Genomic DNA, 16,352 nt, shown 5'->3' on the forward strand with positions numbered 1-16,352 from the left:
TACTTACACTATGTAAGCTACGCAAATACGATATTTTTTTGTTAATTTGTAGTTTTTAATTTATATGCGAAATTATGAGTACACCATTGTATCCAATAAAATTTACACCCATATTAAAAGATAAAATATGGGGTGGCGAGAAGCTTAAAAATGTATTGAATAAAAAAAGCGAGCTGAATAATATAGGTGAATCCTGGGAGTTGTCGGGCGTAGAGGGAGATGTATCTGTTGTAGCAAATGGTTTTTTGGCCGGTAACAGCCTGCAAGAAATTATTGAAATATATATGGACGAATTAGTTGGCGAACCGGTTTACAAGCGCTTTGGTAACGAGTTTCCGCTTTTGTTTAAATTTATTGATGCCAACGATCACCTTTCTATTCAGGTACATCCCGACGATGCCCTTTCGAAAGAACGCCACAATGCCTATGGCAAAACCGAGATGTGGTATGTGTTGCAAGCCGAACCCAATAGTCAGCTTATTTCCGGTTTTGTAAAAGAAACCAATAAGGAGGAATATCTGGAGGCACTGAACAATGGAAAAATCATGTCCTTGTTAAAATCGCACCAGGTAGCTGAGGGCGATACCTTCTTTATCCCTGCAGGGGATGTGCATGCCATTGGAGCGGGTGTACTGTTGGCCGAGATTCAGCAGACTTCAGATGTTACCTACCGTATTTACGATTACGACCGTACGGATAGCGCCGGAAACACGCGCGAGCTGCATACCGACCTGGCTCTTGATGCCATTGATTACAAGGACACCAACGAAAAAGTAAGCTACCCCGAAGATAAAAATAAAGCCGTAAACCTGGCCACTTGCCAATTCTTTGAAACCAATATACTCGATCTGAATAAAACATATGTACGCGATGTTTATGTGCTTAACTCGTTTGTGGTGTATATGTGTGTAGGCGGAAGCGCTACAATAACTTGTGGAAATGCAGAAAAGGAAACGATAGCAAAAGGCGAAACCATACTGATTCCGGCAGCTATTGATACGGTTACTATTGAACCCAAAGGTGAGGTGAAATTATTGGAGGTGTACGTTAATCAAAAATAAATCACATAGTTCCTATTCTATAGCCCGATTTAACACATCGGGCTTTTTTTGTTGTAAAACACAACTTCTATCATATTTTAAAAAGAATGTTTTAATTTTGTCTGCTATAAATTGGGCTGTTTAATTGTAGTATGCTATTATTGAGGGTCTCTGATATTTAACATTACGATGAAAGTATTAAAATTTGGCGGTACCTCGGTGGGTACGGCCGCCAGAATAAAAGAAGTAGCCAACCTGGTATGCAATGGTGAGCAAAATATTGTTGTGTTGTCGGCCATGTCGGGTACCACCAATTGTTTGGTGGATATTGCCAACTGCCTGTATAAAAAGGATAACGAGGGAGCCAATGCGCTCATTAACCGTTTAGAGCATAAATACAATCAGGAGATTGAGGCTCTCTACAGTTCAGATGAGTTCAGGAGAAAGGGCAGGGAGCTTATTGAATCTCATTTTAACTATATACGCTCTTTTACCATCGATATGTTTACGGCCTATGAGGAGAAAGCTATTCTTGCACAAGGCGAGCTGATTTCCACCGCTATGTTTCATTATTTTTTAGCCGAAAAAGGAGAGAATTCTGTGCTATTTAACGCACTGGATTTTATGCGCATAAATAAACAGAACGAACCCGACCTGGATTATATAAAAGATAACTGTAGCAAAGCATTTAAGCAAAATTCGGACTATGCTATTTATGTGGTGCAGGGCTATATTTGCCGTAATGCCTTTGGCGAAGTAGACAATTTACAGCGCGGTGGCAGTGACTATACCGCCAGCCTTATAGGTGCCGCCATTGGTGCCACCGAAATACAAATATGGACCGATATTGACGGGATGCACAATAACGATCCGCGTTTTGTTGAAAACACCCGTTCTATTGCCAAGCTATCCTTCGACGAGGCAGCCGAGCTGGCTTACTTTGGTGCTAAAATACTGCACCCAACCAGCGTTTTACCCGCTAAACTGGCTAATATCCCGGTAAGGCTGTTAAACACCATGAAACCGGATGCGCCGGGCACTTTAATTTCACACTATCAGGAAAAAAATAAAATTGAGGCCGTTGCGGCCAAAGACAATATCACGGCCATTAAAATAAAGTCGGGACGTATGTTATTGGCCTATGGTTTTTTGCGTAAGGTATTTGAAATATTTGAGACCTACAAAACACCCATTGACATGATTACCACTTCAGAGGTGGGGGTATCCGTAACAATAGACGATAGCCGCCATTTAAACAACATTGTGGACGATCTTAAAAAATTTGGCCTGGTGGAGGTGGATACCAAGCAGGTTATTATATGCGTGGTGGGCGATTTGGTAGCCGATAACGCGGGCTATGCCAGTAAAATATTGGGTGCACTTAAGGATATACCTATACGGATGATTTCGTACGGCGGAAGCAACCAAAATGTGTCGTTGTTAATTAGTGAAAAGTATAAAAAAGAAGCCCTTAACCTTCTGAGTAAGCACCTGTTTTAATTTATTTGTGTACATGTACAATACATTTCCTATTGAAAAATTAAATAAGGTGGAAACGCCTTTTTACTATTATAACATGCGCTTGTTGGATAATACCTTAAAAGTAATCAAGCAAGAAGCGGACAAGTACGATTACCATATCCATTATGCTGTAAAGGCCAATGCCAACAAACGTATTTTGGAACGTGTAAATGCCTTTGGTTTTGGCGCCGATTGTGTGAGTGGTAACGAAGTGTCGGCCTCGCTGGCCGCCGGTTTCCCCAATAGCAAGGTTGTTTTTGCCGGAGTGGGCAAAGCAGATAAAGAAATTATTACCGGCCTGGAAAACGATATTGCCTGCTTTAACGTGGAGAGTATCCCCGAACTGGAGGTAATTGACGAAATAGCGGCAAGGATGAAGAAAACGGCACGCGTGGCACTACGTATCAACCCAAACGTAAAAGCCAATACACACAAATACATCACTACGGGACTCGAAGAAAATAAATTTGGTATTTACCTATGGGATCTGGAAAAGGTGTTGGATAAAGTAAAACAGCTTGACAACATTAAGTTTGTGGGTATTCATTTTCATATCGGTTCGCAAATAAACGATCTGGATTCGTACAAAATGCTTTGTACCCGTATTAACGAACTACAAGAGCTTTTTGTAAAACGACGCAACATCCCTACCATTATAAATGTAGGGGGCGGACTGGGTATCGATTACGAAAATCCGGATGAAAATCCGATGCCTGATTTTGAAGCTTTCTTTAAAATATTTGATGACTTTTTGGAGTTGAAGAAGGGACAAGAAGTACACTTTGAGTTGGGCCGATCGGTAGTGGGGCAATGCGGAACCTTAATGAGTAAAGTGCTCTACGTTAAAGAAGGTATAAATACCGATTTTGCCATTATTGATGCGGGTATGAGCGACTTGATACGCCCTGCCCTGTACCAGGCTTACCATAAAATCGAGAACCTGACTTCAGAACACGAAGAGAATAAATACGATGTGGTAGGGCCTATCTGCGAATCGTCGGATTGTTTTGGTAAGGCGGTAAGCTTGCCCGCGACGGTCAGGGGCGATTTAATAGCTATTCGATCGGCTGGTGCCTACGGCGAAGTGATGGCCAATCAATACAACCTGCGACCATTGCCAATAGCTATTTATTCCGACGAGATGGAGTAGATGAATAATTACCTCCCCGTTAAATCCCTGATTACCTTACTGGCAGCCCAACAGCCAAAAAGAGCCGGCATAAACGAAATGGTTCCTACCGTTGTTTTTTTGTTACGCTCTCCTTCCGTTTTTACAATATATTCCCTGGGTACAATTTCTGAGGAGTAAATAACGGGTACCCCCTTGCGTATGCCGTGTTGATACAGTCGTTTGCGCACCATACGAGCCAGGTTACAATACTTTGTGTTGGAGATATCCGTGAAGGCTATCTTTGAAGGGTCAAACTTACCACCTGCCCCCATCGACGAAATAATAGGGATATCTCGCTCTAAGGCTTCACAAATAAGCGCTACTTTGGGCGACAATGTGTCGATGGCATCCAACACATAATCAAAACCTTCTGCTAGCAAATCGCTAAAGGCATTTTCATCTATAAACTGAGCAATAGTCGTCAATTGCAGTTGGGGGTTAATGTCTAAAAGTCTCATTTTCACCACCTCAGCTTTTAGTTGACCCAAGGTGCTGTAAAGTGCTGGCAACTGACGGTTCCGGTTGCTGTTGTTCACTGTATCGCCATCCACAATAGTCATTTTGCCAATACCGGCTCGTGCTATTTGTTCGGCGGCATAGGAGCCTACACCACCCAAACCTACCACCAAAACTTTTTTATATTTTAACTCCTCAAGTTGTGCCTTGCCCAGAAGCAGCTCTGTTCTTTCTAACCAATCCATCTATCCAAAAACCCGTTTAAAATTTACTTCTATTTTTTTCTTTAAAACATCTAATTCTATATCCAATAGCTTGGCCGCTTGTGCATATATTTTTTTTATCCCGATAGGTTCATCGTCTGTTTCGAGTAACACAAAGCTTAAGTCAATCTGGCTTAATATTTTTTTAAGCTTATCCGGATGAGTTAATAAATTTTTCCCAAAAGAAATAAAAATATCTTTCCCCGTCAACTGTTCGGCCGTTTGAACAGCACCATGGAATCCATGAATAATCCACCTTTGCCTTGGCCTTAACTGTTTTTTTAATGCTAGTATGTGATGATGTGTTTTAACCGAGTGAATAATCAAAGGCAGTCCGTATTGTTCCGATAAGGCTATCTGTTGCTTAAAAACGCGTTTTTGCATATCTATATCGGCTGTGTTTGTATCTAATCCACACTCCCCAATGGCTGCAATCTTTTGCTGCTGGCAAAGTTGTTCTATCCTCTCTAAATTATGCTGTATTTTGCTTGACTCTATATGCCAGGGATGTATTCCGCACGAAAGTAAACGGGAATGATTCACGTTACTTAAATTAGCATTTGGATAGCAATTAAGCACCGAAATATCAGCATCGGATGTTGAGGAGTGTGTATGGCTGTCGATATACATAAAGCAAAAATAACAAAAAACGGATTTGATGGCTTGGTGAGTGTTGTTTTTATAACGAATGAGTTGGGTGGATTGCGAATAGAGAACTCCTACTAAATCCGCCGAAAAGAAAAGATTATGTGCAGCTAAATTGCATCGATTCCATCCTCGAGTCTGTAAATTAAACTCTGTCTAAATCTTAAATTTGCGACATGGAAAAAATAGATTTAGAAGGAATGGAGCAGAAGGCTCTGGAACAGTTCAAGAGTGGTCAGTCGTTATTTGGAAAAGATGGAGCCTTTGCACCGCTGTTAAAAAACTTCATAGAAAAAGCCTTGGAGGCAGAAATGGAAGCTCACCTTGACGAGCATCAACGGGTGTCAGGCAACAAGCGTAACGGGAAAGGCAAGAAGACCATCAAGAGTTCTGCCGGTAGCTTCGATATTGAAACCCCTCAGGACAGGCACAGTAGCTTTGAACCGGAGTTGGTGAAGAAACGCCAGACTATTTTAGCGGACAGCCTTGAGCAAAAGATAATTGGCCTGTATGGATTAGGAATGAGTTATCGTAGTATTTCGGAGCATATCAAAGAAATGTATGACACTGATATCTCCCATACGGTTTTAACCCAAATAACGGATAAAATTATACCTGATGTAAAGGAATGGCAGAGCCGCCCTCTTGAGGCCGTATACACCATTGTATGGCTGGATGCCATGCACATTAAGGTCAAAGAGAACGGTAAGGTAACCACCAAGGCTTTGTACAACAACATATTGGGCATTGATACTAACGGGCAAAAACAAATACTCGGGGTTTACTTTTCAGAAAGCGAGGGTGCTAATTTCTGGCTTCAAGTCTTAACCGATTTAAATAACCGGGGCGTGGAAGACATTCTAATCGCCAGTATCGACAACCTAAAAGGCTTTGCCGAAGCCATACAGAGCGTTTTCCCTCGAACAGAGGTCCAAAGCTGCATTGTCCATCAGATACGGAATTCGTTGAAGTATATAGCCTCAAAAGAGCAGAAAGAGTTTTTAAGAGAACTGAAGTTGGTGTATAAAGCAGACACTAAGGAGAAAGCAAAGATAGAACTTGAAAAACTGGCAGAAAAATGGCAATCGAAATATCCTGTGGTTATAGCTTCCTGGCAGAACAATTGGAGCAAACTGTCCACCTACTTCCAATATACGGCACCTATCAGGAAGCTGATTTACACGACAAACCCTATCGAGGCTTACCACCGCCAGGTTAGGAAAGTCACCAAAACAAAAGGGGCATTTGCCAATGAGATGGCTGTTTTGAAGCTTGTGTACCTAAGCACTAAAAAGATTGAAAAGAAATGGTCTAAAACCCAAAATTGGGGCTTGATAATTCAGCAGTTGGCCATCAAGTTCGAAGATAGAGTAAAGCTTAAACTATAGCACCAATAACTAAAAGCGAAGATAAGTCGCTCTCAAAACCCGTCAAGGGTATATAAATGGCTTCGTGCCTCAGCCACCCTTGACAGAACCTGATCGCTACCTGAATAAGCTTTTAGAAATTGGTTCAACGAAAAAATATGAGTTAATTTGAAAACGTAAAATAAACATCGGACAGAGTTCAGTTTACACTCCCCAAAAATATTAAAAACGGTGTCCTTATTTTCTCGTCCAACTCTTGTATTAACTTAACCTGCTCAATCAATCCTTTATCTTCAATAATTTCATACGTTCCACACCTACCAAAACAACAACAAAAATCACCGTCTGCAAAAAGTAACCCACCCCAGCGGCGATATGCCGGGCATGGCCGATTACGTTGAAAGACCAGGAACATATAATTACGATGCCAATGGCAACATGACGTACGACCCGGCCAAAGAAGGAAAGTTAACCTACAATTACCTGAATCTCCCCGAAGGTGGACACGGATATGTAAATAAAACACCACGGCTGTTAGCGCGGTTTTGTAAACCTCCGCTAAGGCGGAGCGGGCTGTGCAATAAGCAGCAAGAGCATAAAAACAACAAGCGGCACATCGTAAAAAGTGTGGCGCTTGATGTTTATGTACATTTTACTTTCGCTCTTCCCATTTTTCAGGGTTCAGGTAAGTGTTAATCACACCCAGAACCACAACTGTTTCAGAATCCTCTTCCACGATAAAATGAATCATGTAGGGAATTTTTTAACAGGTAAATAATGTACATCATCGTTTAATTGTAAGTCATTATAAAATAATCTACCGGGTTATCGAAGAATATATTTACATCACAGATATTGTTGACTCAAGGCAAGACCCCGAAAAAATGAAAGGATAAGCAAAAAAACCGCCCCAGCGTAAATTAAATCTTCCGTCTATCCCCACACATTTTAATAAAACCTCCCCATAGTGGGGACACAAAGTGTAGAGAAATTACTACACTTTATACCTGGCCTGTATCTTATTAGCAAATACAAAAACCATGTGAAAAAAGTTAAATACTTGGCTATGTGGATGATGCGTGTTGTATGATGTTGTTGTATACTAACATGGCATAGTTTTCACTATTAACTTATCCAACAACAAGTAATTAAAACAGGATTTAGGATGGATCAATCGTTCATAAATAGATTTGCCGCAATAGTAATTACCTCCTTGGTATTGGTAATAGGATTGGTGCTGCTTAAAACAGCAAGCCTTGCAGATGTTACCACACCATACGCCGGGGAGCATAGCGTTACTATTTATGAAGATATGAGATAAAATATTTTTTGCATTACGGCGGGTACCGGTATCAATCAATACAACACACACAACACACAACATTACGATACCCCTAACTCTAGACTATTGTTACCATATATAGTTAAATGTAGTTCTAGGCTAAAAAGCGGATCAAAACGTTGATTCGCTTTTTTTTATGCCTTTTTTTATTGAGCATTGTGTTGTTTTAAAAAACAATGTCAAGGAATTTTCGTTATCATCACAAAGAAATTTTTTTATTTATAAGAGCTTTTGTAATTTATGCGAATGGCTAAGATACTGATTATAGACGACGACACTTCCTTTGGGTTGATGATAGAAGGCTTTTTAAAACGAAAAGGCTTTGATACTGTTTTTGTCAGCAGTTTTAACAACGCGCTACATAGTGTAAGAAAAACAAAGTTCGATCTGGTTTTAACTGATTATCGGTTAGATAGTGGTACCGGCTTAGATTTGATTCCCGTAATAAAAAAGCACCATCAAAAAACACCTGTGGTTTTAATTACAGCGTACTCCGATATACGGGTGGCTGTTAGTGCCATAAAACTGGGGGCTTTTGAATATATTACCAAGCCCGTGAACCCCGATGAACTGCTGCACGTGATTAATCGGGGTATCGAAAAAACAAATAAGGTAAGCGATACACCTAAGCCTCCGGTAGCGCGTAGCAATTATATAAAAGGCATAAGCCGATTTGCCGAACAGGTGGATCAGCAGGTAGAACTAATAGCCACCACCGACCTCTCGGTATTGGTTTTGGGCGAAAGTGGGGTAGGTAAGGAATTTGTAGCGCAACGCATTCACGAATTAAGTAACAGAAGTGCCATGCCCTTTGTTGCTGTCGATTGTGGTGCTTTACACACCGATATTGCCGGCAGCGAGCTTTTTGGCCATCGTAAAGGATCGTTCACCGGTGCAATGGACGACAAAGAAGGGCATTTTGAAGCTGTAAAAGACGGTACCATTTTTTTGGACGAAATAGGTAACCTGAGCTATGATGTGCAGGTGAAATTGCTTCGAGCCATTCAAGAACGGAAAGGGCGCCGTATGGGCAGTAATGAGGAATATGCCATCAACTGTAGAATTATTGCGGCCACCAACGAAGATTTACGCAGCTCCTCCTTAAGTGGAAAGTTTCGCGAAGACCTGTACCACAGGCTCAACGAGTTTTCCATTAACATACTGCCCTTGCGCGAACGTAAGGAGGACATACCGCTTTACAGCAAAAGGTTTTTACAATTGGCTACCCGGGAGTTTAAAAAGGAGCATATTTTTTTGAGCAGCGAGGTGGAAGATATATTTTTTAGCTACGAGTGGCCCGGTAATTTACGCGAGTTACGCAATGTGATACGCCGGGCCGTATTGCTGGCCAAAGGCGATACTATAACCCTTGCCGAGTTACCACCCGAAATACAAATGCCTTCCAAAATTCCTCAGGCACCTGTTCAATTACGCGATGTTAAAGAAAAATCAGAAAAAGATACCATCATTGAAATATTGGAACAAAATAAGTACAACAAAGCCAAAACAGCCCGGATACTTGGCATTGATCGAAAAACGCTGTACAACAAAATATATAAGTATGGCATTGATGCCTAGATGTATCCGAAGAACTCTCTGGTAAGTAAAAATCCGTAATCGTACGGAAGTCAGAAATTACCAGCACCTTATTCTCTACCGTTTGGCCTGTTATAGCGATTGATAATGGGCCGGGGTATAGCCGTATTCATTCTTTTGGTTTTTTATTTCCATTGCGGTGGGTTTAAATCCTCCATGTATAACTATTCGGCCGATACCCTCATTATTTCCGTTCTTATGCCTTCCCAGTATTCCATCAGCTTGTTTGCGGTAGTTTTAAGCTCTTTAATGCTGGCTTTTTTATCTTTTGCATTCTCCAGCTCAACCAGCATTTCAATACCGTGGTTTATCTTAAATTGGCGAAATCCGGTAAGCAGCTTGTGGGCTCGCTCCGAAATAATAAGATGGAAATTGCTTTCGGATTTAAGGGCTTCCCTTATGTCCTTTAGGCCGGAATCCGTATTGTTGATAAAGGTAGTTATCACCGAATTTAAAAAATCGGTGTCGTTTCCTGTAAAGGACTTAATCCCTTCCAGGCAAAATAACTTGCCAGATGCCTTGGGTTCTTCATTTGTGTTTTCCATCTCTGTGGGTTCTTCCGATAGGATATCAATATTAAAAATACTTGCCAGCTTTTCTAAAATTTGCTTCTGGGTAAACGGTTTGCCCATTACCCATGTGTTTTCTTGCTTATGGGCTTCCTTTAAATCAGAGTTAACCAGGTCGGCAGTTAAAAACAATACCGGAGTAGCTAACTTTTTATCTTCGCGTATAATTTTAAGTAATTGCAGTCCATCTACTTTTGGCATATGCAAATCTATCATAAACAAATCGTAGGCACTTTGCTTAATAGCTTGTATGGCCGATTCTGGCGAGGACAATACGTCTAAACGCAACACTTTATCATGTAAAATACCATCAATCAGCTGACAAATCATCTCGTCGTCGTCAACGGCCATTATATTTTTGTCTTTAAAAATGTAGCCTACCTGCTGTTTAGGGTTTATAAAAGCAGGCTCACATTTTTTATAGGGTATCTCAAAATAAAAGGTGCTTCCTTCGCCTGGTTTGCTCTCAAGGTAAATATTACCCCCCATCGCTTCGATAATTTGCCGACTGATAAAAAGCCCCAACCCTGTGCCTGAATATTTACGCGACAAGCTCAGGTTAATTTGATTAAACATTTTAAAAACTGTTTTCTGTTTTTCGCGGGGGATACCGATACCTGTATCCTTTACACTAAACAACAGTTGGCTGTTTTTTATTTGTACGGCAAAATCCATGGAGCCTTCTTGCGTAAATTTGAGTGCGTTACCTATTAAGTTGATAAGCACCTGTTTTAAGCGCAATGTATCCGATTCAAAAAACTGCAACTTAGGGTCAACCGTGTACGAAAATGCCAAAGCGGCTTTTTTTGCTTTAAGTTCAAACAGTTGATAAACCTCCTCCATTAACAGTTTAGCATCCACTCTATCTTTATAAAAAGCAATATTACCCGACTCCAACATGGAGGAATCGAGCACGTTGTTTATTAGCCCGTTTAAATGCTCTGCCGACAGCAAAATCTTTTCGGATACGGCCAGCTCGTCGTTGTGGTTTTGAAGCATGTCCGACAATTGTTCCGAAAAACCGATAATGGATGTCAGTGGTGTTCTTATTTCGTGGCTCATCTGTGCCACAAACTGCTCTTTCACCTTTAACAGCCTATCTACCCTATCTTTGGCACGGATAATATCACTTTTAAGGCGCATGCTTTTCGAAATATCCCTACTTATCCATAAAATAAAAAATAACATTAAAGCCACCGCCGTTGCCACCAGCAGCAAAATCCTATCTATCATGTCGCTTCGCAGTGCCTCCAGCTCTTGTCGCTTGCGTTCGTTACGGTTAATGGTAATATTGTGCAGGTTAGTGATGATCGTTTTAATTTGATCGGTTAGTAGACGATCCAGCTGTATAATGTCATTTTCGTGCTTTTGTACTTTAACATTCAAACGCTGCTCTTGTTGTTCGACCTGCTCAATACGTGTTTTTATTTCTTCTATATTTTCGTTGGGCCTAAGTTCAGTCATTACGGTGGAATCTACCTTTCGGTTTAGTACGGTTTCCAGTTCCACCGGTGGCTCATTTTTCTTTTTACCCGAACCGAAAAGATCGCCCATACGCTTAAAAAAACCTCTTTTTTCTTCCTCAGGTTTTTGGAGAAACAACACAGTATCTTCCAAAACAACGTTGGCTCGGGATGTATCTACCTGCAAACTCGAATAGGTGTATTGCTTTATCTCGTAGTTTACAGAGTCGGGTATGGCTGCCAGTATGGTTTTGGCCGATTCAGCATTCAGACGCATAATATTAATTTGCGATAAACGATCCATCAGCTCCTTTTTTTGAAGATAAAGGCTTTTGATTTCCCGGATTCCATCTTGCGAAATTTTATCGGGGAAAAGCAGGTTAAGGTAGTTCATCACGGCAAGTACCGAATCGTGGTGCTGCATATATTGCTCGTAGTATTCTTTTTTGCCGGTAATACCGTAAACGCGACTCAATCCTTCGGTTTCAATAATTTCAAAAACCAGTTGGTTGAGGTAGGTAAACTCGTGCTCGTGACCAAATTCTTCGTTCTGAACCTGAATAACAGACATCACCGAAAAGTAGGTAATTGTAAATATAACCACTGTAATGGCCACAATTATAACAAAACCTACGGCTACTTTGGTTTGTATCCACTTTTCGGGAACTATCTTTTTTGTCATGATGCCGGTTTAAGCCTTACAATTTACATTATTTTTTTGCGACAAGGCTATGCTACGGAACTATATTTTGCACAAAATATGCGGTTTAAATCAAATAATCTACACATGCACGGCTTTGCATAACAGCGCGCAGTATGGCTCCACATGCCACATGGTCCGGATGCTTGGCATATATTTCCAAATCGTCCATTGTTTCCACTTCTACACTTAATGCAATGTCGTAATCTTCGTCGGGGTTTACATTTATACCCACTTCAAGGGATTTTATTACTTTTATGGTGGCAGGTAAAGCTTCCAGGCTTTTTTTTATCTCATTCAGTTTTGCGGTTTTTGCGGCTTCTGTTGCAAATGCTTTTAGTTTGAACAGGACAAGGTGCTTAATCATCGTTTTTTTTATTTAAGTTTATATTCGTTTACAAAGATAAAAACAATACATAAATATATGCTGATAATCGGTATTGCAGGTGGCACCGGATCAGGTAAGACGACGGTGGTGCGGAAAATAATTGAACAATTGCCCAATGGTGAGGTAACGGTATTGCCTCAGGATTCCTATTACCGCGACAGCAGCCACATACCTTTGGAGGAAAGGCAAAAAATTAATTTTGACCATCCGGATAGCCTGGAATTTGAGCTGCTTGTTGCACATCTTAAAACACTAAAAAATAAAAACCCTATCGAGTTACCTACCTATTCCTATGTGAGCTGTACCCGCGGTGAGGAAACCATACGCGTGTACCCTACCGAGGTAGTGATAGTAGAAGGCATCCTGATATTGGGTCATCAGGGACTTCGCGAACTAATGGACTTGCGCATTTATGTAGATGCCGATGCCGACGATCGTCTTTCCAGGGTTATATCGCGCGATATCATTGAACGGGGGCGTAATGTTTCGCAGGTGCTCGATAGGTACAAAAATACGGTTAAACCCAGCCATCTGCAGTTTATTGAACCCACAAAACGTTATGCCAACCTGATAGTGCCGCAAGGGGGCAACAATGTGGTGGCCATCAACCTGTTAAAACAGTACATCGAAAAATATTTACATCCTTAAAAGCTACTGTCATGTTAGATCATTTAAAACCCGAAAACATTCTTTTTATTGATATAGAAACTGTACCACAACACGAAAATTATGAGCAGGTGGCGCCTGAACTTCAACAGCTTTGGGATAAAAAGGCCGACTACTTTTTAAAAGAGGACGAAACACCGGCCGACATTTACCACCGGGCAGGTATTTATGCCGAGTTTGGTAAGATCGTTTGTATTTCGGCCGGGGTGGTTTTTTACGTTAAGGGCGAAATGCACTTTAAGGTGAAGAGCTTTGCCAACCACGACGAAAAAGTTTTGCTGCACGAGTTTTCCAACATGCTGGATAATTTTATGGATAGAAATCCCGAACGCAACCTGTGCGGACACAATGCCAGGGAGTTTGACTTTCCTTACATCGCACGACGCATCCTTATTAACGGTTTGCGGCTCCCACAGTCGTTAAATATAGCCGGGAAAAAACCCTGGGAGGTAAAATTCTTGGATACGCTGGATCTGTGGAAGTTTGGCGATTACAAGCATTACACCTCTTTAAATCTGCTCACAACCATATTTAATATTCCCTCGCCCAAGGACGATATTGATGGTAGCCAGGTGGCAGGGGTATATTATAACGAAAAGGATTTGGATCGGATAGCGATGTACTGCGAAAAGGATGTGTTGGCTACGGCTCAGTTGCTTTTACGTTTTATGGGCAAGCCATTGATAGAACAGGAGTATTTTGAAAGGGTAATATAGCCCATTGCTTTAATGGGCTATATTTTGATTTATTTCAGGTTGAAAATAATATTTTCAAATTTGACATTTGTTACCCGTCGAAAATAACCTTCCTTGTTTTTTTTGTAAAAGCTTCTACGACAACTGTGTATATGAAAAACTATCGCAGTTTGCCCGTTCGGCGAGGGCTCCTGAAATTTTGCTGTGTGGCAATGCCAGGAGGCAGGCGGTGGTTGCCGTGGCCAGCCCATCGTTTGTAACTATCATTTGCATTTATCGCCAAAGCACACGCCCATATTTCGGGCTTCTTCTACCAGTGGGTTGTCTTTTTCTACCAACTTTGTTTTGCCCCCCACCTCTTCCAGTGGAATGGAGCTTATTTTGTTATCTGTTAAGCAAACCATATTACCGAATTGCTTACTGTGGATAAGCTCAGCGGCGTAGGCACCCAGGCGGGTGGCTAAAATTCTGTCGCCCGCAGTAGGTGTGCCACCGCGTTGGGTATAGCCCAGGATAGTTTCACGGGTTTCCAGGCCAGTACGCTCCAATATCTGTTTACCAATATATTCTGCAGCACCTTTCTTTTTAGGTGTTTTTATTCCTTCTCCCACCACCACAATAGAGTAGGGTTTGCCTTTTTCGGCTCTGCTCATAACCGCGTTAGCTACTACCTTCATGTCAAACTTAATTTCGGGCAGCAAAATAATGTCTCCACCGCCGGCAACACCTGAGTGCAAGGCAATCCATCCGGCGTTATGTCCCATTACTTCTATCACCATCACACGTTTGTGAGAGTTGGCGGTGGTATGCAGCCTGTCGATGGCATCGGTGGCAATATGTACGGCCGAATCAAAACCAAAGGTAACATCGGTTCCCCAAACATCATTATCGATGGTCTTTGGCAGTCCTACCACATTTAGGCCTTCTCTGGCCAATAGGTTGGCCGTACGTTGTGTTCCGTTGCCTCCAATACAAACCAAGGCATCCAGACCCAGGTTATGATAATTTTCTTTTATCACTTGTGGTTTGTCGTCCACCGTATCACCTTCCTGATGTTTAAAGGGCTTCATACGGGAAGTACCTAAAATAGTACCGCCCAGGGTAAGGATACCGGACAATTTACTCTCGGGCAGTGCCTGTGTGTTCATATCAATTAAACCATCGAAACCATTGGATATTCCTATTACTTCCATTCCATATTCTACAATGGCTGTTTTACCAACCCCTCTAATTGCGGCATTAATTCCGGGGCAGTCGCCACCGGCCGATACTATTCCTATTTTCATCGATATAAAGTTTTAGTGTTCAGGTATATTTATTTTTAATTAAATATCCTTCGGCCGTTTTTATTGGCCACTATGATAGTTGTTGTAAGTAACAACCCTTAAATTTAAGTTAAAAATCTTTTAGCACGAACTATATGCGAATAAAAAACGTAAAAAAAGCACTGGATTGATGTGTAATTGTACATGACGTGCTATTCCACGATTAAAACTACTGATGAAAAAACAGGGTTGGAATTTCGGCGTTGAACAATATTTTTTTTGTACGACTGGGCTGTAGTATTTGTGAAATAATGTTCCTTTTTCGTCGTGTAATAGCCATTAAATCAATATTATGCGCATCAATATACTCTTGCGTACTTACAATTAAATCATCATCACAAATGTAATCGCAAATCATATTTTGGTTACGATAGGTCGAATGCATATACTCCGTGTACTCCTTCATTAATTTAGGATCTATTTTGTCTTTTCCGTGAGGGCAGTGTTGCACGTTATGGATTTTGGTGTCGAAAGCACCTACCAATCGAACCAATTTGTGCAAGGAAGTATATTCGCAATTTTCAAAGTCGTTTATAAATAGTATGTTGGTAAGTTTATCGATATTTAATTTATAATCGTTGGGCACGGCCATTACCGGAAAGCTTACTTTTTTAATTACATCAAAAGTCACGCTTCCTAACAATTCCTTTATGGTTTCCCCTTTGCTTTTGGTCCCCATCACAATTAAATCAGGACGGTATTCTTCGCTGAATTTAACGATAACATCTTCCGGATAACCGTCTATAACGCGCATATTCACGCTAATGTTATCTTTTTCAGGTAGGCTGTCAAGAATGTGTTTTTTTAATTTTTGTAGCTCCGCTAAGGCATCCTCGCGCGAATTGATTTTGTTTACTCTTGCTTCGCTATTCTCACCTACCACCTTGGTGTAGCAATAAAGCAAGGTAATTTCGCCTTTAACCCGATTGACCAATGCCCGGCAATAGTTAACGGCATTAATGGTGTATGGTGCAAAATTTATCGGTATCAAAAATTTAATCATAACTTTTTTTAATAAAATTGTTACTACACCTTTATGAAAAAGCTTTTAAGGCATTTTGTTATTATATGTGCATCCCGTATTTTGTACTGCATTAAAGATATTAAAATTTGAGGATATTTAAACCTTTGATTTCTAAAGATAC

At 40.9% G+C, this 16,352-nt stretch carries 15 protein-coding genes; 9 read left to right on the forward strand and 6 right to left on the reverse strand.

Going from position 1 to position 16,352, the window contains the following annotated elements; genetic code table 11:
* Window positions 1-74 precede the first annotated feature (74 nt).
* From FN809_RS07360 to lysA, 3 genes are all read left to right on the forward strand, one after another.
* Window positions 75-1,061 carry a type I phosphomannose isomerase catalytic subunit gene (locus tag FN809_RS07360; RefSeq protein WP_142532859.1) on the forward strand — a complete coding sequence of 329 codons (987 nt, stop codon included), beginning with the start codon at window positions 75-77 and terminating at the stop codon, window positions 1,059-1,061.
* A 168-nt stretch (window positions 1,062-1,229) separates the two neighbouring features.
* Window positions 1,230-2,540 (forward strand): aspartate kinase, encoded by a 1,311-nt coding sequence (locus tag FN809_RS07365; protein ID WP_142532860.1) that lies wholly within the window; start codon window positions 1,230-1,232, stop codon window positions 2,538-2,540.
* Between the two features lie 13 nt (window positions 2,541-2,553).
* Window positions 2,554-3,711 (forward strand): diaminopimelate decarboxylase, encoded by a 1,158-nt coding sequence (gene lysA / locus FN809_RS07370; protein WP_142532861.1) that lies wholly within the window; start codon window positions 2,554-2,556, stop codon window positions 3,709-3,711.
* A gap of 8 nt (window positions 3,712-3,719) precedes the next feature.
* On the opposite strand, the gene FN809_RS07375 is transcribed toward lysA, so the two are convergent.
* On the reverse strand, window positions 3,720-4,433 hold the full coding sequence (locus FN809_RS07375; RefSeq protein ID WP_142532862.1) for a tRNA threonylcarbamoyladenosine dehydratase: 714 nt from the start codon (window positions 4,431-4,433) through the stop codon (window positions 3,720-3,722).
* Window positions 4,434-5,081: a TatD family hydrolase gene (locus tag FN809_RS07380; protein WP_142532863.1), complete on the reverse strand. Its 648-nt coding sequence runs from the start codon at window positions 5,079-5,081 to the stop codon at window positions 4,434-4,436.
* Between the two features lie 191 nt (window positions 5,082-5,272).
* On the opposite strand from FN809_RS07380, the gene FN809_RS07385 reads away from it, so the two are divergent.
* The 4 genes from FN809_RS07385 to FN809_RS07395 all read left to right on the forward strand — a co-directional run bounded on the left by FN809_RS07385 (window position 5,273) and on the right by FN809_RS07395 (window position 9,383).
* Window positions 5,273-6,484 carry an IS256 family transposase gene (locus FN809_RS07385; RefSeq protein WP_142532864.1) on the forward strand — a complete coding sequence of 404 codons (1,212 nt, stop codon included), beginning with the start codon at window positions 5,273-5,275 and terminating at the stop codon, window positions 6,482-6,484.
* Between the two features lie 363 nt (window positions 6,485-6,847).
* Window positions 6,848-7,159 (forward strand): hypothetical protein, encoded by a 312-nt coding sequence (locus tag FN809_RS07390; RefSeq protein WP_142532865.1) that lies wholly within the window; start codon window positions 6,848-6,850, stop codon window positions 7,157-7,159.
* 469 nt (window positions 7,160-7,628) lie between these two features.
* Entirely contained in the window at window positions 7,629-7,784 is a 156-nt protein-coding gene (locus FN809_RS17725) for a hypothetical protein (protein ID WP_185957490.1), read from the forward strand.
* A gap of 267 nt (window positions 7,785-8,051) precedes the next feature.
* Window positions 8,052-9,383 carry a sigma-54-dependent transcriptional regulator gene (locus FN809_RS07395; protein WP_142532866.1) on the forward strand — a complete coding sequence of 444 codons (1,332 nt, stop codon included), beginning with the start codon at window positions 8,052-8,054 and terminating at the stop codon, window positions 9,381-9,383.
* 182 nt (window positions 9,384-9,565) lie between these two features.
* Here the strand turns inward: FN809_RS07395 and FN809_RS07400 are convergent, their stop codons facing one another.
* The gene (locus tag FN809_RS07400) at window positions 9,566-12,115 is read right to left on the reverse strand and encodes an ATP-binding protein (RefSeq protein ID WP_142532867.1); all 2,550 of its coding nucleotides are present in this window, start codon (window positions 12,113-12,115) and stop codon (window positions 9,566-9,568) included.
* Between the two features lie 85 nt (window positions 12,116-12,200).
* A complete protein-coding gene (locus FN809_RS07405) occupies window positions 12,201-12,500 on the reverse strand; it encodes a Dabb family protein (RefSeq protein ID WP_142532868.1) in 300 nt (99 codons plus the stop codon).
* Between the two features lie 57 nt (window positions 12,501-12,557).
* On the opposite strand from FN809_RS07405, the gene udk reads away from it, so the two are divergent.
* Window positions 12,558-13,169 carry a uridine kinase gene (gene udk, locus FN809_RS07410; protein ID WP_142532869.1) on the forward strand — a complete coding sequence of 204 codons (612 nt, stop codon included), beginning with the start codon at window positions 12,558-12,560 and terminating at the stop codon, window positions 13,167-13,169.
* An 11-nt stretch (window positions 13,170-13,180) separates the two neighbouring features.
* On the forward strand, window positions 13,181-13,903 hold the full coding sequence (locus tag FN809_RS07415; RefSeq protein WP_142532870.1) for a 3'-5' exonuclease: 723 nt from the start codon (window positions 13,181-13,183) through the stop codon (window positions 13,901-13,903).
* A gap of 242 nt (window positions 13,904-14,145) precedes the next feature.
* Here the strand turns inward: FN809_RS07415 and FN809_RS07420 are convergent, their stop codons facing one another.
* Window positions 14,146-15,168 (reverse strand): ATP-dependent 6-phosphofructokinase, encoded by a 1,023-nt coding sequence (locus FN809_RS07420; protein ID WP_142532871.1) that lies wholly within the window; start codon window positions 15,166-15,168, stop codon window positions 14,146-14,148.
* 208 nt (window positions 15,169-15,376) lie between these two features.
* The gene (locus FN809_RS07425; protein ID WP_142532872.1) at window positions 15,377-16,210 is read right to left on the reverse strand and encodes a universal stress protein; all 834 of its coding nucleotides are present in this window, start codon (window positions 16,208-16,210) and stop codon (window positions 15,377-15,379) included.
* Between the last annotated feature and the right edge of the window lie 142 nt (window positions 16,211-16,352).

Source organism: Saccharicrinis carchari (genome assembly GCF_900182605.1).
Classification (GTDB): domain Bacteria; phylum Bacteroidota; class Bacteroidia; order Bacteroidales; family Marinilabiliaceae; genus Saccharicrinis; species Saccharicrinis carchari.

Excerpts from the sequence above, each read along its gene's own strand:
- FN809_RS07400 (WP_142532867.1), bottom strand. The coding sequence starts at position 12,115 with ATGACAAAAAAGATAGTTCCCGAAAAGTGGATACAAACCAAAGTAGCC.
- FN809_RS07420 (WP_142532871.1), bottom strand. The coding sequence starts at position 15,168 with ATGAAAATAGGAATAGTATCGGCCGGTGGCGACTGCCCCGGAATTAAT.
- FN809_RS07390 (WP_142532865.1), top strand. The coding sequence starts at position 6,848 with ATGGCCGATTACGTTGAAAGACCAGGAACATATAATTACGATGCCAAT.
- FN809_RS17725 (WP_185957490.1), top strand. The coding sequence starts at position 7,629 with ATGGATCAATCGTTCATAAATAGATTTGCCGCAATAGTAATTACCTCC.
- FN809_RS07415 (WP_142532870.1), top strand. The coding sequence starts at position 13,181 with ATGTTAGATCATTTAAAACCCGAAAACATTCTTTTTATTGATATAGAA.
- FN809_RS07385 (WP_142532864.1), top strand. The coding sequence starts at position 5,273 with ATGGAAAAAATAGATTTAGAAGGAATGGAGCAGAAGGCTCTGGAACAG.
- FN809_RS07360 (WP_142532859.1), top strand. The coding sequence starts at position 75 with ATGAGTACACCATTGTATCCAATAAAATTTACACCCATATTAAAAGAT.
- FN809_RS07375 (WP_142532862.1), bottom strand. The coding sequence starts at position 4,433 with ATGGATTGGTTAGAAAGAACAGAGCTGCTTCTGGGCAAGGCACAACTT.
- FN809_RS07405 (WP_142532868.1), bottom strand. The coding sequence starts at position 12,500 with ATGATTAAGCACCTTGTCCTGTTCAAACTAAAAGCATTTGCAACAGAA.
- FN809_RS07380 (WP_142532863.1), bottom strand. The coding sequence starts at position 5,081 with ATGTATATCGACAGCCATACACACTCCTCAACATCCGATGCTGATATT.
- udk (WP_142532869.1), top strand. The coding sequence starts at position 12,558 with ATGCTGATAATCGGTATTGCAGGTGGCACCGGATCAGGTAAGACGACG.
- FN809_RS07365 (WP_142532860.1), top strand. The coding sequence starts at position 1,230 with ATGAAAGTATTAAAATTTGGCGGTACCTCGGTGGGTACGGCCGCCAGA.
- FN809_RS07425 (WP_142532872.1), bottom strand. The coding sequence starts at position 16,210 with ATGATTAAATTTTTGATACCGATAAATTTTGCACCATACACCATTAAT.
- lysA (WP_142532861.1), top strand. The coding sequence starts at position 2,554 with ATGTACAATACATTTCCTATTGAAAAATTAAATAAGGTGGAAACGCCT.
- FN809_RS07395 (WP_142532866.1), top strand. The coding sequence starts at position 8,052 with ATGGCTAAGATACTGATTATAGACGACGACACTTCCTTTGGGTTGATG.